The 15,962-nt window shown below is 46.0% G+C and carries 12 protein-coding genes; 11 read left to right on the top strand and 1 reads right to left on the bottom strand.

Annotation, left to right across the window (positions count from 1 at the left end):
- Positions 1–62 precede the first annotated feature (62 nt).
- The 10 genes from AC1DOV_RS19410 to ftsZ all read left to right on the top strand — a co-directional run bounded on the left by AC1DOV_RS19410 (position 63) and on the right by ftsZ (position 12,937).
- A complete protein-coding gene (locus tag AC1DOV_RS19410; protein WP_477550794.1) occupies positions 63–1,550 on the top strand; it encodes a UDP-N-acetylmuramoyl-L-alanyl-D-glutamate--2,6-diaminopimelate ligase in 1,488 nt (495 codons plus the stop codon).
- A complete protein-coding gene (locus AC1DOV_RS19415; RefSeq protein ID WP_477550795.1) occupies positions 1,547–2,962 on the top strand; it encodes a UDP-N-acetylmuramoyl-tripeptide--D-alanyl-D-alanine ligase in 1,416 nt (471 codons plus the stop codon). The genes AC1DOV_RS19410 and AC1DOV_RS19415 overlap by 4 nt, the downstream gene beginning before the upstream one ends.
- 4 nt (positions 2,963–2,966) lie before the next feature.
- Entirely contained in the window at positions 2,967–3,926 is a 960-nt protein-coding gene (gene mraY / locus AC1DOV_RS19420; RefSeq protein ID WP_076268158.1) for a phospho-N-acetylmuramoyl-pentapeptide-transferase, read from the top strand.
- A gap of 75 nt (positions 3,927–4,001) precedes the next feature.
- Positions 4,002–5,441 carry a UDP-N-acetylmuramoyl-L-alanine--D-glutamate ligase gene (gene murD / locus AC1DOV_RS19425; RefSeq protein WP_477510080.1) on the top strand — a complete coding sequence of 480 codons (1,440 nt, stop codon included), beginning with the start codon at positions 4,002–4,004 and terminating at the stop codon, positions 5,439–5,441.
- A gap of 46 nt (positions 5,442–5,487) precedes the next feature.
- Positions 5,488–6,585: a stage V sporulation protein E gene (spoVE, locus tag AC1DOV_RS19430; protein ID WP_076268160.1), complete on the top strand. Its 1,098-nt coding sequence runs from the start codon at positions 5,488–5,490 to the stop codon at positions 6,583–6,585.
- Positions 6,586–7,170: 585 nt separating this feature from the next.
- Positions 7,171–8,076, top strand: a complete 906-nt coding sequence (gene murB / locus AC1DOV_RS19435) for a UDP-N-acetylmuramate dehydrogenase (protein WP_477550796.1) — start codon at positions 7,171–7,173, stop codon at positions 8,074–8,076.
- A 15-nt stretch (positions 8,077–8,091) separates the two neighbouring features.
- On the top strand, positions 8,092–9,360 hold the full coding sequence (murA, locus tag AC1DOV_RS19440; RefSeq protein ID WP_076268162.1) for a UDP-N-acetylglucosamine 1-carboxyvinyltransferase: 1,269 nt from the start codon (positions 8,092–8,094) through the stop codon (positions 9,358–9,360).
- 111 nt (positions 9,361–9,471) lie between these two features.
- Positions 9,472–10,224, top strand: coding sequence for a cell division protein FtsQ/DivIB (locus tag AC1DOV_RS19445; protein WP_339208722.1), 753 nt, complete (start codon positions 9,472–9,474; stop codon positions 10,222–10,224).
- Between the two features lie 236 nt (positions 10,225–10,460).
- Complete coding sequence (gene ftsA / locus AC1DOV_RS19450; RefSeq protein WP_339208723.1) at positions 10,461–11,702, top strand: cell division protein FtsA; 1,242 nt, start codon at positions 10,461–10,463, stop codon at positions 11,700–11,702.
- A gap of 119 nt (positions 11,703–11,821) precedes the next feature.
- Positions 11,822–12,937: a cell division protein FtsZ gene (gene ftsZ / locus AC1DOV_RS19455; protein ID WP_441882996.1), complete on the top strand. Its 1,116-nt coding sequence runs from the start codon at positions 11,822–11,824 to the stop codon at positions 12,935–12,937.
- A gap of 906 nt (positions 12,938–13,843) precedes the next feature.
- On the opposite strand, the gene AC1DOV_RS19460 is transcribed toward ftsZ, so the two are convergent.
- A complete protein-coding gene (locus tag AC1DOV_RS19460) occupies positions 13,844–14,527 on the bottom strand; it encodes a DNA-binding response regulator (protein WP_477550797.1) in 684 nt (227 codons plus the stop codon).
- A 441-nt stretch (positions 14,528–14,968) separates the two neighbouring features.
- Between AC1DOV_RS19460 and spoIIGA the strand changes: the two genes are divergently transcribed.
- Complete coding sequence (gene spoIIGA / locus AC1DOV_RS19465) at positions 14,969–15,952, top strand: sigma-E processing peptidase SpoIIGA (protein WP_339208726.1); 984 nt, start codon at positions 14,969–14,971, stop codon at positions 15,950–15,952.
- The last annotated feature ends 10 nt before the right edge of the window (positions 15,953–15,962 follow it).

A 15,962-nucleotide genomic window follows, 5' to 3' on the forward strand; every position in this document is an offset into this window, starting at 1 on the left:
GTTAACGAGGGTGCAGCAGGCGGGGAAGTTTGTCCGCCGGCGCTTAAGGGAGGAGCTGGCAGATGCGATTAAAGGATGTTGCGGAATTGCTTATAGCCTCACGGCTAATAGGCGATGGGGAAACGGAACTGACTGGCATTGAGACGGATTCACGAAGCGTAATTGAAGGGCAATTGTTTATTTGCTTAAGAGGCCACACCGTTGATGGTCACGCGTTTGCTTCTGAGGCGGTTGCCGCCGGAGCAGCAGCACTAATAGCGGAACGAAAGCTGGACCTGTTGGTGCCGCAAATTATTGTAAGAGATTGCCGCCTTGCCATGGCTGTAATTGCTAATTATTATTATAGACAGCCTAGTCAAACCTTGAAGCTTATCGGTGTAACGGGAACGAATGGGAAGACGACAACAACTTATTTAATTGAGCAAATCCTAAATGACCAGAGTAAGCCTACCGGTGTGATCGGTACGATTGAACGTCGTTATGCGGGAAAATCGTTCCCTATGACCAGTACGACGCCTCAAACGCTGCAGCTTCAAAGCTATCTCGGGGAGATGCGTGATGAGGGCACGCAATATTGTGCAATTGAAGTGTCCTCCCATGCTCTCGAGCAAGGCCGGGTGAAGGGCTGCAGATTCCGAACGGCAGTATTTACTAATTTGACGCAGGACCACTTGGATTATCATGAAACGATGAGTCGATACGCTGCGGTAAAGGGATTGTTCTTCTCGCGGCTTGGCAATGTGTATGCATCTGCGGAAAACGAAAGATCTTATGCGGTTCTTAATGCAGACGATGCTTTATCCGCAGAATATGCCGAGCTCACAGCGGCAGAGGTTATCACTTATGCTATTGATAAAGAGGCAGACGTTCGGGCAACGAATATTCGAATAACTGCACAGGGTACGACCTTTCATGTTGACACATTCAGAGGCGAGCAAGACATAACATTGCAAATGGCTGGGAAGTTCAACGTATACAACGCGCTTGCCGCTATAAGCGCTGTACTTCTTGAAGGCGTGGAGCTAGAGGCGATTGCACACAGTTTAAGCAAAATTCCCGGCGTACCTGGACGGGTTGAAGCGGTTAATGCGGGACAGGATTTTGCGGTAATTGTAGATTATGCCCACACGCCGGATGGGCTTGAAAATGTACTCAGAGCTATTCAACAATTTGCAGAAAATCGAATTATATGTGTATTTGGCTGCGGCGGTGACCGTGATCGCTCCAAGCGGCCGCTAATGGGGAAAATTGCAGTTAAATACGCGGATTACGCTATCATAACATCGGATAACCCACGTTCGGAGCCGCCTGAGTCCATATTAAAGGATATTGAAGCTGGATTAATAAGCAGCAGAATTGATCCTTCATTTTATAAATTAATCGTTGATCGCAAGGAAGCAATTGAAAAAGCGGTTGAAATGGCAAGCCTCGGCGATGTAGTATTGATTGCGGGGAAAGGTCATGAAACCTACCAAGATATTAACGGAGTCAAATATCCATTTGACGATCGAAAAGTAGCGAAAGCAGCGATAAGGGGAATCATACAGTGATTAAACGTACTATTAAACAAATTGCCGAAATGAGCGGCGCTAGATGGAATGGAAATCATGCAGAGCTTAACATAACAGGAGTAACAACTGACTCGCGGCAGGCTGCTGCGGGCCAGTTGTTCGTTCCGATCGTAGGCGAGCATTTTGACGGGCATGCCTATTTGGAGCAAGCTATTGCAAATGGAGCGGTTGCTGCGCTTTGGCAGAAAGGCCGCGAGGTTCCAGCATCTCTTGAGGGAGTGCCGCTTCTAATTGTTGGGGATACGCTGGTTGCATTGCAGCGCCTTGCAACAGCTTATCGCAGTGAACTTGTCACTCGTGTTGTTGGCATTACAGGCAGCAATGGCAAAACAACGACAAAGGATATGGCAGCTGCTATTCTTGGCACTACTTATAAAGTGCATAAGACTGAAGGCAATTTGAACAATCACATCGGCCTGCCTTTGACGGTGCTGAGGCTTGAAGAGGACACGGAAGTAGCCGTGCTCGAGATGGGAATGAGCGGCTTCGGCGAAATCGAACTGCTGACGAAGATCGCACAGCCTGATGCCGCAATTATTACAAATATCGGCGACGCACATATGCTCCAGCTTGGCTCAAGAGCCGGTATTGCGAAGGCAAAGCTTGAAATAGCACTAGGGCTTAGCGAGGATGGTTTGCTGCTCTACAATGGCGATGAGCCACTTCTTGATGCAGAGCTTGAGCGTTCAATACTTCCAGCAGGCATCGTACGCCGTACATTTGGGTTATCGAAGCAAAATGAATGGTCAGCATCTGACATCAGCATTGAATCGGAAGCGACGACCTTTACTGCTATTTATAATGGAACTGCCAGTGGCCTCGGAACTGTTCGAATTCCTGTTCCAGGGCAGCATAATGTCAGCAATGCGCTCGCTGCAATAGCGATTGGCCGCTTCTTCGGAGTTCCAGCTGCAAAAATTGTTGAAGGTCTAAGCCATCTTAAGCTGACAGGCATGCGCATTCAGCCTGTTCGCGCGTTTAATGGCACTATGTTATTGAACGATGCTTATAATGCCAATCCGACTGCCGTTCGTGCGGCGATTGATCTGGTAGAGCAACTGGACGGCTATAGCCGCAAATGGATCGTGCTAGGCGATATGCTAGAGCTCGGGCCAGAGGAGCAGACGCTTCATTTTGAAGTAGGTGCATATATAACGCCAAGCAAGGCGGATGCGGTTCTTACCTTCGGACCATTGGCAAAACATATTGCTGAGGGCGTGAAGTCGCAATTTCCTAACGCAGGCGCGAATGATGTGATTAAACATTTCGAAGATAAAAATGAGCTGACGCTGTGGCTGAGGGAGCAAATGCAGCCAAAGGACATCGTGCTCATAAAAGGTTCACGCGGCATGCAGATGGAACAGATTGTCCAAGCATTGGAAGTGGGGTGAGGAAATGGATATGATGGTCATTTTATTTTCGATTGGCGCTTCATTCCTGCTAGCGGTTCTACTCGGACCATTGTTCATTCCAGTGCTCCGCCGCTTAAAGTTTGGGCAGCAGATTCGTATGGAAGGTCCGCAAAGCCATTTGAAAAAAAGCGGCACGCCAACGATGGGCGGCATTATCATTATGGTTGCTCTAATGATCGCGTTCCTGAAGTTTTCTGATAAAACGGCTGAATTTTGGGTGCTGCTGACCGCATCGCTTGGATTTGGTCTTGTCGGCTTTTTGGATGATTACATCAAAATTGTATTTAAACGTTCTTTGGGACTAACAGCAAGACAAAAGCTTTTTGGTCAACTTCTATTTTCTATAATCGTGTGTGCAATGCTCTATAATATGGGGCACAGCACCGAAATATCCGTGCCTGGTACAGGCTGGGGAATTGATTTAGGATGGTTTTATTATCCGCTTGTCGTCATCATTCTTTTTGCAGCAAGCAATTCAGTTAATTTCACCGATGGTCTTGACGGTCTGCTGGCTGGGACGAGTGCCATCGCATTTGGTGCCTTTACTGTAGTTGCTCTACAAACGTCAGCCCATGAATCAGCAGTATTCTCGGCAGCTATGGTAGGCGCTGTTTTAGGTTTTCTAGTATTCAACGCACATCCAGCAAAAGTGTTTATGGGAGATATGGGCTCGCTAGGCATAGGAGGCGGTATTGCAGCAGTCGCTATTTTGACCAAAACAGAGCTGCTCCTTATCGTAATCGGCGGTGTTTTTGTACTTGAGATGCTTTCTGTTATATTACAGGTAGGCTCCTTCAAGCTTAGAGGGAAGCGTATTTTCAAAATGAGTCCCATTCACCATCATTTCGAGCTCGTTGGTTGGTCCGAATGGAAGGTTGTTACTGTGTTTTGGTTTGTAGGCATCGTGTTTGCAGCAATTGGTTTACTATTTGTTATACTATAGAGATAAAGCTTACGAAAAAGCGGCTTTTATTTGATTAAGAGCCGCTTTATGCATACATAGAAGGGACTGTCAGTTATGAATCATCCGGCATCTTATGAAGGCCGCCGAGTTGTCGTCTTAGGCTTGGCTAGAAGCGGGGTAAGCGTCGCAAAAGTATTTCATCAATTAGGCGCAGAAGTTGTAGTGAACGACATGAAGGAACGTGAATTATGCCCCGAAGCGGACGAATTGACTGCTTTGGGCATTTCTGTGCTATGCGGTTATCATCCAGATGACTTAATTACAGAAGAAACAGCGCTTCTTATCAAAAACCCTGGTATCCCATATACGTCACCTCCAGTGCAGAGGGCGGAGGAGCTTGGCGTTGAGGTCATTACGGAGGTAGAAGCTGCTTATTGGCTTTCTCCTGCACCGATAATAGGCATTACAGGCTCAAACGGCAAAACAACAACGACGACTTGGATCGGCGAAATATTAAGCGCAGCTGGATTGAATCCCATCGTGGCAGGCAATATCGGTCGTCCTCTATGCGAAGCAGCCTTGGAAGCGACGCCCGATCAATGGATCGTTGCTGAGCTAAGCAGCTTTCAATTGAAAGGAACAAGCGAGTTCCGTCCGCATATTGCGCTATTGCTTAACATTGCAGAGACGCATTTGGATTATCACGGCGATATGGATGACTACGTCAATTCAAAAGCAAAACTTTTTGATAACCAAACGGAAGATGATGTTGCTGTCGTCAACTGGGATGACCCGGAATGCCGCGCGCTTTCGGAGTTTCTTATCGCACAGCTGCTGCCTTTCTCTATATATGAGCGACTGGATGCGGGCATTTACATTGATCCGCCATATGAGCGGGACAACGGTGACGCACAAAATGATGAAGCCGCTGTGGATAGACAAATTGTATTCCGCCAGTCTGAGGACTCGGAAATTAACATTTTACCCGTTTCAGAGCTAGGCATACCAGGCCGCCACAACGCCGCTAACGCGCTTGCTGCCATTGCGGCGTGTTTGGCTGCTGGAGTTGCACCAGAGCGTCTTGTAGAACCGCTGCAGTTGTTTAGAGGCGTGGAGCACCGCCTGGAGTTCGTCCGTGAAGTGAATGGTGTCAAATATTATAATGATTCGAAAGCGACAAACCCGGTTGCAACGATGATGTCCGTTCGCTCGTTATCCGCACCGATCGTTCTAGTGGCTGGAGGACTTGACCGCGGCTCTGACTATATGGAGCTTGTTCCTTTATTCCGCGATCGCTTAAAGGGGCTTGTTGCTTTAGGAGAAACGAGAGAAAAGCTCTCCCGTGTAGCAGAGCTGGCAGGTTTAGCTAAGGTGGAAATCGTCGAACCTAGTGAGGACGCCGAGTCCGTCCTTCAGCAAGCGGTGAAACAAGCAGCAGCGATCGCAGAGCCAGGTGATATCGTTTTATTGTCGCCTGCATGCGCAAGCTGGGATATGTTTACATCGTATGAGCAAAGAGGGCGCATTTTTAAAGATTCGGCGCATACCTTGTAAGTAGGGGGCATGTCCCTACTTTCCCATGCTAAGAGGTGTGTTCGCTATGGCCAAAGCGCGTTCTGCCCCGGATATTTGGATGCTGACTGCAATTGGGCTCATTCTCGCTATCGGGTTGATTATGGTGTACAGCGCTAGCGCAGTGCTTGCTTTTCATGAATTCGGTGATCGTTTTTACTATGTAAAGCGTCAGGTGCTATTTGCTGGACTCGGTATAGGCGCGTTGTTGTTTACAATGAATACGCATTATACGGTTTGGAAAAAGTGGGCGCCAATGGCTTTATTGGTTTGCTTCGGCCTTCTTCTGCTCGTGCTGATCCCTGGTGTCGGCGTCGTTCGCGGCGGCGCACGCAGCTGGCTTGGCATTAGCTCCTTCGGTATTCAGCCTTCTGAATTTATGAAGCTGGCGATGATATTATTTTTAGCCAAATGGCTCTCTGAGAAGCAGCAAACGATTACGCAGTTCACAAAAGGGCTTATGCCGCCGCTAGGGCTTGTTGGACTAGCCTTCGGACTCATTATGCTGCAGCCTGATCTAGGTACAGGAGCGGTGATGGTTGGCGCCTCTTTAATTTTAATTTTTACTGCTGGCGCTAGATTATCTCATTTAGGCGGTTTGGCGCTCATCGGTGTCGCAGGTTTTGTTGGCCTTATCATCGCTGCGCCATACCGATTAAAGCGAATAACGAATTTTCTTGATCCATGGGCAGACCCGCTCGGAGGCGGCTATCAAATTATTCAATCCTTATATGCGATCGGACCAGGTGGACTCGTTGGGCTCGGTCTAGGTATGAGCCGACAGAAGTTCAGTTATTTGCCTGAGCCGCAAACCGATTTTATATTCTCGATTTTAGCTGAAGAACTTGGCTTCATCGGCGGAGTTACTCTTATACTATTATTTCTAGTTGTCATCTGGCGGGGGATACGCGCTGCTATTGCAGCTACGGATACATTCGGGAGCTTGCTGGCAGTCGGCATCACAGGCATTATCGGTGTACAAGTATTGATTAATATTGGTGTCGTCATTGGCATGATGCCCGTTACGGGAATTACGCTACCGCTTGTTAGCTATGGGGGTTCATCCCTAACGCTTCTCTTAACTGCACTAGGGATTTTGTTGAATATATCTCGTTATTCGAGGTGAGGCTTCATGCCTAGGGCATTAACCAGCAGAGGCTTAGTAGAAAAAAACAATAAACGTCCGGCTTGGATAGCTGCAGGTTGCATAACAGCAGCTGCAACTATCCAAGCCGGATATTGTTGTTTACAGGAAAGTTTGCTCATTTAATATGATGAGATATTGAATACACTTTTATTTGAAAGAAACAGTCAATTCGCTAAAGCGGCAACCAGCTTTGAGTTCTGGTCTGCTGCACAGACCAATCAGTGAGCCAGTTGGCTCGATATAGGCCATTGTCACACAAGAGCCTATATGGGCATAAGATACACTATATTCGTGACCGTCACCCGAAAGGAGCGGTGATTACAACAGAAAAACCGGCAGCAGCGATTCAGACTGCTGAAGGGGAATTTCTTTTTCTTCTTACACAGCTAGGCATGTGCTTAAGGAGTAGGTTTTGCTGCGCAAAACTGAAGCGATTGCTTACGAAGTAGGTTTTGCTGCGCAAAACCGAAGCGATTGCTTACGAAGTAGGTTTTGCTACGCAAAACCTAAGCATTTGCTTACGAAGTAGGTTTTGCTACGCAAAACCTTAGGGAGGTTCAACGAATGGAAGCTTTTAAAGCGGAATTGGAACAAGCTAATCTTGGCGAAGTTTTGTACAACGAACCGCTATCGAACTATACAACCTGGAAAATCGGCGGTCTCGCTGATATTCTAATCCTCCCTAGTAGCAAAGATGAATTGGTATCGGCGGTACGTTTGGTGCACAAACATCAAATACCCTGGACTAATTTAGGCAGAGGCTCGAACATGCTGGTAAGTGATAAAGGGATTCGCGGCGTTGTAATAAAACCGCACAGAGGGCTCGATTACTTGCGTTTTGAAGGATCGACAGCAATAGCCGGTGCTTCATATTCTTTCATTAAGCTATCAGTCATGGCTGGGAAAAAAGGTCTGACCGGACTTGAATTCGCGGGGGGAATCCCAGGTACGGTAGGCGGAGCCGTTTATATGAATGCTGGCGCGCATGGATCAGATGTGTCACGTATTTTTAAGTCAGCTGATATTGTACTGGAAACAGGAGAATTGGTTCGCTACGATCGTGAGGCTATGAACTTCGCTTACCGCCATTCCATGCTTCACGAGCAAAAGGGCATTGTCATTGAAGCCGCCTTTGAGCTGGCAGAAGGGGATAGGCAGGAAGTACTCGCTAGGATGGCCTCCTACAAAGAGAGAAGATTGAGAACGCAGCCTTTGCAGCTTGCCTGTGCAGGCAGCGTATTTCGCAATCCGCCCAATGATTATGCCGCTAGACTTATTCAAGAGGCTGGATTAAAGGGTGAAAGCCTCGGAGGAGCGCAAGTATCGAAGCAGCACGCCAATTTTATTGTGAATACCGGGCAAGCAACAGCTGAAGACGTTCTCGCCCTCATGACTCATATAAAAAGCACTGTTCAGGACCGCTATGGCATCCTGTTGGTGCCGGAAGTATTGGTGGTGGGTGAGCGGTAATTCGGAGGTGATACATTGGACAAATTGGTGATTGAAGGTGGGAAACCTCTCTCAGGAACCATAGTTATCCAAGGAGCGAAAAATGCCGCTTTGCCGATTCTGGCTGCCAGTCTATTGGCCGAAGGCACAACAACGATAGATCATGTGCCTGATTTGCTAGATATCGATGTCATGCTGAACATTTTGCGCGAATTAGGATGCCGCGCCGAGCATACGGGAGGAACTGTGGTGCTGGACACTGAGACTGCACATACATCCCACGTGCCGGAATCGTTAATGAGACAGATGCGATCTTCTATTTTTTTAATGGGGCCTTTGCTTGCTAGATTTGGGGAAACTCAGGTTTATCAACCAGGTGGATGTGCAATCGGTGAGCGGAAAATTGATCTTCATTTAGAAGGTCTTCAGGCTCTGGGTGCAGAAATAGAAGAATTGGGTAACCGGATCATATGCCGTGCCGAGAAACTAAGGGGAGCGGATATTCACTTAAGCTTTCCAAGTGTCGGCGCAACAGAAAATATTATGATGGCCGCTGCTTTGGCAGAAGGCCGAACCACAATAAGCAATGCTGCAAGGGAACCGGAAATTCAAGACTTGCAAGGCTTTTTAAATGCAATGGGCGCTAAAATAATGGGAGCCGGAACCGACACGATAACGATAGATGGGGTACAGTCGCTAACACCTTGTCGTTATAAAGTGATTCCGGATCGTATTGTAGCAGGGACCATCATGGTAGCCGCCGCTGCAACACGCGGTCAAGTCACGCTCCAAAATACGCAGCCAGCCCATTTATCTTCCTTGATTCATGTTCTGCGCCGGGCAGGTGTTCAAATTGTTGTCGACGATGATATAATTAAAGTTGGCAGTGCAACAAGGCCTAGAGCGGTTGAAAGAATCGTAACCTCTCCATACCCGGCTTTTCCTACCGATTTGCAGTCTCAGGTTATGGTGCTGCTTACGCTTGCAGATGGTGTGAGCGTATTGAAAGAAACGATTTTTGAAGGCAGATTAAAGCATGTGGATGAACTGTCACGTATGGGTGCAGACATTCGCGTAGACATGAATGCGGCATTCATTCGCGGCGTGCCAAGGCTTTATGGAGCGACGGTGGAAGCAACGGATTTGAGAGCGGGTGCCGCCCTTGTCATAGCTGGTTTAGCAGCGCAAGGAAGGACGGTCGTTGAGCAAATTCATCACATCGATCGAGGCTACGAAAAAATCGAAACGATGCTGTCTAGGCTGGGTGCGCGGATTTCGCGTTATTCGCCAGTGCCTAATAACTAATACTATGCGCATGAGCTGCAAGATAGAAACAGCCGGTACCCTTTTGATGCTAAGCGAAGGCTGACGCGGAGAGGTTAACCGGATGTTTTTTGGGGAAAGAAGGGACAAGTTATGAGTGCACAGATGCCAGTACTTAAGGAACCACCAAAAAAAAGAATGGGCAGTCGGAAGCTGTTGACCATACTTATATTATTGTTTGTGGCGCTTTTGGCTGTATTATTTTTTAATTCCTCTATTAGCAAAATATCAGAAATCCAAATTGAAGGAACTAGATTCGTAACGAGAGAAGAAATAGGCAAGGCAGCTGCTATTTTGGTTGGCGATGCTTTTTTTCGAACTTCGTCTTCTACTATAGAAGATAGAATTGTCACATTGCCACAAATTAAAGGGGCTAAGGTTACGAAGGTATTTCCAGGTGTGGTGAAGATTCATGTAGAGGAGTTTCCTGTTGTTGCATTCGAGCTTTCCAAGCAAGGGGAAATGACAGCGTTATTGACAAATGGAACGACAGTTGAGGCTGACAGCGATGAAATGCAGCTTGTGGACAAGCCTGTATTGTCAGGCTGGGCAGATGGAGATCCCGTAAAAGCACAGCTCACGAAGCAGCTTGCAAAAATATCGACGAAGCAGCTCTCCGACCTGTCTGAGATTTTACCATTTCCGTCAACCGCTTATCCCGATCGAATTCTGATGTACACTCGCACAAAATTTGAAGTGGTAACAGCGGTGTCGGTTCTTCCAGAGAAGATTGAAGCGTTGAATGCAGTAATCGAGACCCAAGAGCCAGGTAAGATCACGATGCTTCTGGCGGATACATATGTGCCTTTCGTAAGTGAGAGTCCAGAAAATATAGATTCTGAGTAAAATTATACTACTCAATAGTCTGAAAGAATGGTAGAATTTTATTTATGCATTAATACTCGATGAAGCTGGATAAACATAGGAAATATAGAGAATCGCAAGGGGCGGTGCTCGACACAAAGCGAGAAACATCGAAAAATTTGTTGAAAAAAGAGGGAAAATAATAAAAGCGTTGAATATGTAGGAAGACCTTAACATGTGGTAAAATAATTAATTATTTGAAACGGAGGTGCCGCAAGATGAGCAGCAACGACATCATCGTCAGTTTGGACATCGGTACATCCAAAGTTCGTGCTATTATTGGTGAAGTGAATAATGGAGCCATTAATATTATTGGAGTTGGATCAGCCGACTCAGAGGGTATTCGCAAAGGAGCAATAGTAGATATTGACCAGACTGTGCAATCGATCCGTAATGCCGTAGAGCATGCGGAGCGCATGGTAGGCATTCAAATATCAGACGTATATGTTGGTATTCAAGGCAATCATATTGCTTTGCAAACCAATAGAGGCGTCGTTGCAGTATCCAATGAGGACCGTGAAATTGGTGAAGAAGATATTGAACGAGTATTACAAGCTGCTAAAGTAGTGGCGCTCCCTCCAGAGCGTGAAATCATTAACTTGGTTCCAAAGCAGTATCTAGTAGACGGCTTGGAAGGTATTTCCGATCCGCGAGGTATGATTGGCGTTCGCCTTGAGGTTGAGGCGACGATCGTCACGGGGACGAAGACTGCTATACATAACCTTATGCGTTGTGTAGAGAAAGCAGGCCTTCGTATTTCTGGTGTCATTTTGTTATCACTCGCTTCAGGCGTGGTTTCGCTCACCAAAGATGAGAAATCGATAGGGACTGTTCTTACTGACATAGGGGCAGGATCATGTACGATTGCCATTTATGATCAAGGCGGCTTAGCTGCTACGTCAACGCTTCCAATTGGTGGCGAATATGTAACAAATGATATAGCTTATGGCTTGCGCACACAAAGTGAGCAAGCTGAGAAAATCAAACTTAAATATGGCTGTTCTAATGTATTGGATGCAGCTGAAGATGTGAAGTTTAAAGTAGCACGAATGGGCAGCAATGTGGAAAAAGAGTTTTCACAGGTTGATCTTGCTAGTATTATTGAGCCTCGCATGCAAGAGATTTTCCATTTAGTTCGTCAAGAGGTACGTCGACTTGGTTATGGAGACAAGGTTAACGGTTATGTGTTGACCGGTGGCACTGTATCGATGCCAGGAACACTCGCTTTGGCCCAGGCAGAGCTTGAGTCTTCCGTCCGAATTGCACTTCCTGATTATATTGGTGTAAGAGACCCGGCGTATAGCAGCGGCGTTGGCATGATTCAGTATGTGTCAAAATATATGGGAGCTCGCGGAACTGGAGCAGTGAAGAAAACGGCAAGCCGCAAAGCAAGTCCAACACCTTCTACTAAACCCGGTATGTTCGAGCGGATTAAAAGTATGTTTAATGAATTTATTTGAGGATTTAAGATAATATAAGTTTCACCTTATATACGATACTTATATTTTACTGCGAAACGTTGCTGTGCCGTCTCATAGATGTTATCAGCAGTTTACGCTTGACTGGGGGAAAATGAAAGATGTTGGAATTCGACTTTGAGCTTGAGCAGCTTGCTCAAATAAAAGTAATAGGTGTTGGCGGTGGCGGTAGCAATGCCGTTAACCGAATGATAGAAAATGGTGTTAAAGGCGTGGAGTTTATTACGGTAAACACCGACGCTCAGGCGCTGCATTTGGCTAAATCCGAGCATAAGCTGCAAATCGGCGATAAGCTGACGCGTGGACTTGGTGCGGGTGCCAATCCTGATGTAGGCAGCAAGGCTGCAGAGGAATCTCGCGAAATTATTATGAACCAGCTTAAAGGCTCGGACATGGTATTCGTGACAGCAGGAATGGGCGGCGGTACGGGAACGGGAGCAGCTCCGGTTATTGCCGAAATCGCTCGCGAATGCGGCGCACTCACTGTAGGGGTTGTTACTCGGCCTTTTACCTTTGAAGGACGCAAGCGTGCTGGACAAGCTGAGCTTGGGATTGAAGCGCTCAAAGAAAAAGTAGATACGCTTATCGTCATTCCTAATGACCGTTTGCTTGAGATTGTAGACAAAAAGACACCAATGCTGGAAGCTTTCCGTGAAGCGGATAACGTGCTCCGTCAAGCCGTTCAAGGCATCTCGGACCTTATTCAAGTACCGGGCCTAATCAACCTTGACTTTGCAGACGTAAAAACGATTATGACTGAACGCGGCTCCGCTTTGATGGGTATCGGTATTGCTACTGGCGAGAACCGTGCTGCTGAAGCGGCGAGAAAAGCGATTATGAGCCCGCTGCTTGAAACATCAATTGACGGCGCTCGCGGTGTAATTATGAACATTACTGGCGGCAGCAACCTCTCACTCTATGAAGTGAATGAAGCAGCTGAAATCGTCATTTCAGCATCTGATCCAGATGTGAACATGATCTTTGGTGCGATCATCGATGAAGATCTGAAGGACGAAATTAAAGTAACCGTTATAGCAACGGGCTTCGAGCACAAGTCACCAGCTGCGCGTCGTGTTCCACAACAGCAGCCAGAAGCGGTTGATACAAGGCAACAGGGCAGCTCCAATGCAGTTAAGCCTTTTGGAGCTAACAACACTTCAAGCGATCAGCTTGAAATTCCAGCATTTTTGCGCAATCGCCCTCGCAACGATCGCTAAAACTTTTTGTACTAAGCCTCGCCATTATGGTGAGGCTTTTTTTATTTGTTTGATTGTAAGTTGATCGAGAAAAGGGGAGAAGCAGCTGTAAGCACGCATATACATTTACAGCATGAAAGTAACCATGATTAGCTGCCAATAAGCACCTATATGTTCTTACAACCAATGCTTGGCGAATGAGCAAGCTAGAGAAGTCGCTGTAATAACATATAGGTTCTTACAGCATGAAAGAAACCATGGTTAGCTGCCAATAAGCACCTATATGTTCTTACAGCCTACTATTTGCGAATGAGCAAGGTAAATAAGGCGCTGTAAGAACCTATATGTTCTTACAGCATGAAAGAAACCATGGTTAGCTGCCAATAAGCGCCTATACGTTCTTACAGCCTACTACTTGCGAATGAGCAAGGTAGATAAGCCTCTGTAAGCACGTATAGTTTCTTACAGCATGAAAGAAACCATGGTTAGCTGCCAATAAGCACCTATACGTTCTTACAGCCTACAATTTGCGAGTGAGCAAGGTAGATAAGCCTCTGTAAGCACATATAAGTTCTTACAGCATGAAAGAAACCATGTTTAGCTGCCAATAAGCACCTATATGTTCTTACAGCCTACTATTTGCGAATGAGCAAGGTAGATAAGCCTCTGTAAGCACGTATAGGTTCTTACAGCATGAAAGAAACCATGGTTAGCTGCCAATAAGCACATAAATGTTCTTACAAACAATGCTTGGTGAATGAGCAAGGGGAGATAAGCCGCTGTAAGAACACATAGGTTCTTACAGCATGAAAGAAGCCTTAGTTTGCTGCCAATAAGCGCCTATACGTTCTTACAGCCTACTATTTGCGAATGAGCAAGGTTGAGAAGCTACATTTTATAAATGCTTACAACCCTCTAATGTGCCTGTTAAAGTGAGGTGAATAATAGAGTATGCAGCTGCTCTTGGTTTACTTTGTAGCATCGAATTCTCTGGGTGCCATTTCCTGCGGGCAACAAGGCTTGATTGAGAACCATACGGTGAAGCAGTTTTTGAGCTTCGCGTTTTTTGATTTTTAGAAGATCGATTACGTCAGTGGGCCGGATAGGATGCTGTAGTTGAGAAGCATAACGTAATACTTCCAACTGCAAGAATGCATCAGCGCTTGTATCTTGTTTATTGCCAATTAAGCTCCTACCCATAAATTGCTGGAGAAGCTGTTGGCACATTCGCGGTTTTTCTTTTAGGTCATCATAGGAAAAACGCAATATTTTCCAACCGTCGAGCACAAGGTGGTTTTGACGCATTAATGAATCTGAAAACTGCCAGCGAGTGGTTTCTGAGGAATGAGTGCGAAATCCATCGATTTCGATCGCTAGCCGCAAGCTGGATTTTAAATATGCAAAGTCTAAAAAACGAGTACCATCTCGAAAATCAGCAATCTCAAACTCTGGAATAAGTCCATCAAGTTGATGGAAGGCAGGATACCATACCTTTTCTAAAAATAATTTTTCAGCATGTCCATGTCCTTGCTCCAGCCTCCGTCTATTTTCTCCATTACTCTTTTTTAGATGAAGTTCCAGCCAACAATCATATACCGATTGAAACGACAAATTTATCATCCTCCTCCGGAAAATAAAAAAAACCGCATACTGCGGGAGAGATCTCCCGAGTAAGCGGTGTGCTTCACTGCTTCTATCTATTTAGAATGATAATCTAATTGCCAATGTGGAACAAGTATCCATTCCAATTTTTTTTGTATTTTTTTAAAAAACGGCCAGATTAATTAGTCGAAAATTATTTTAGCAATGACAATTAATGGCGGGAACCTCAAAAAGAAACAAAAAGGTAGATTCAGCCTGACCTAGGAGTGATCCCTCACAGGAGCAGCCCTAGGTTAATGAACTGTTAGCAAAATAGGAGGAGCTAAAGATATAAGCCTCTGCAAAAATAAACATAAAAGACTTGCCGTTTTTTATACTCCTACTCGACAAAAAAAGATACGTCATGCCGTCATGAATAGACAGACTTTGAAATAGGATTTTAATATACTAGTGTCAATCGTTCTCCCGGGTGCCGGCTGCAGGCCGTTTACCGCCAGTTGCAGGAAGGTGACCGAAGTGGCTGTTTATGTTGATGTTATGTTTTTGCGAGAGCTGCTCGTTGACGGTGCTATTCTATTAACTACTGCTTGGGCACGTCATCTTAAACCGAAGCCTTGGCGAGTATTATTGGCTTCTGCTGTCGGAGCTTGTTATGTCGTTTTAATGCTTTTTCCACAATTATCTTTTTTATTCACATTTGCAGTTAAGGTTGCTACGTCGTTATTGATTTTATGGATTGCTTTTGGCTTTGCCTCGATTCAGCACTATATGAGGAATGTTGCAGCGTTTTATGCGGTTAACTTTGTGGCTGCTGGAGCTGTGCTTGGACTTTATTATTTGTTCATGCAAGGGTCCCGTGAGGTTTGGAAAACGATGATGTTCGTAAACGGAAACATGCGTGTGGAGCTTAAGATGGGATTGTTTTATTTGATTGCTGCGTTATGCATCGGATTGTATATATACCGTGCCGTATTGACGCAAAAAAGAGAAAGGGAGCTGGTGCAAACTCATTTGGCAGAAGTGAAAATTATGATTGGAGAACGTATACAAACCTGCATAGGCCTGATCGACACCGGCAATCAGCTTTATGATCCACTTACACGGACACCGGTCATGGTAATGGAGGCATCCTTGTGGCAAGATGATTTACCTGAATCGTGGTTGAATAGCATACGAGATGCACAAGTGGATCGTCTTGTAGCGGGAATGGATGAGCACACCTTTGTTTGGCAAGATCGACTTCGTCTTGTACCATTCAGAGGTGTCAATCGAGGGTCACAGTTCATGCTAGCGATAAAGCCGGATGCGGTTGAAATTACTAGGGAAGGACAAGTTTTTGAAACGCGGAAGGTGCTTATCGGGCTTGACGGCGGTAAGTTAACGTCTGATGGGGCATATCGAGCCATTATCCATCCGTCTATGGTACAACAGTAACGAACGTATG

This window comes from Paenibacillus sp. 01T47 (assembly GCF_056398245.1).

Bases quoted from the DNA above. Each gene is read 5' to 3' on its own strand.
- AC1DOV_RS19410 (WP_477550794.1), top strand. From the start codon at position 63: ATGCGATTAAAGGATGTTGCGGAATTGCTTATAGCCTCACGGCTAATA.
- mraY (WP_076268158.1), top strand. From the start codon at position 2,967: ATGGATATGATGGTCATTTTATTTTCGATTGGCGCTTCATTCCTGCTA.
- murD (WP_477510080.1), top strand. From the start codon at position 4,002: ATGAATCATCCGGCATCTTATGAAGGCCGCCGAGTTGTCGTCTTAGGC.
- spoVE (WP_076268160.1), top strand. From the start codon at position 5,488: ATGGCCAAAGCGCGTTCTGCCCCGGATATTTGGATGCTGACTGCAATT.
- murB (WP_477550796.1), top strand. From the start codon at position 7,171: ATGGAAGCTTTTAAAGCGGAATTGGAACAAGCTAATCTTGGCGAAGTT.
- AC1DOV_RS19445 (WP_339208722.1), top strand. From the start codon at position 9,472: ATGAGTGCACAGATGCCAGTACTTAAGGAACCACCAAAAAAAAGAATG.
- ftsA (WP_339208723.1), top strand. From the start codon at position 10,461: ATGAGCAGCAACGACATCATCGTCAGTTTGGACATCGGTACATCCAAA.
- ftsZ (WP_441882996.1), top strand. From the start codon at position 11,822: ATGTTGGAATTCGACTTTGAGCTTGAGCAGCTTGCTCAAATAAAAGTA.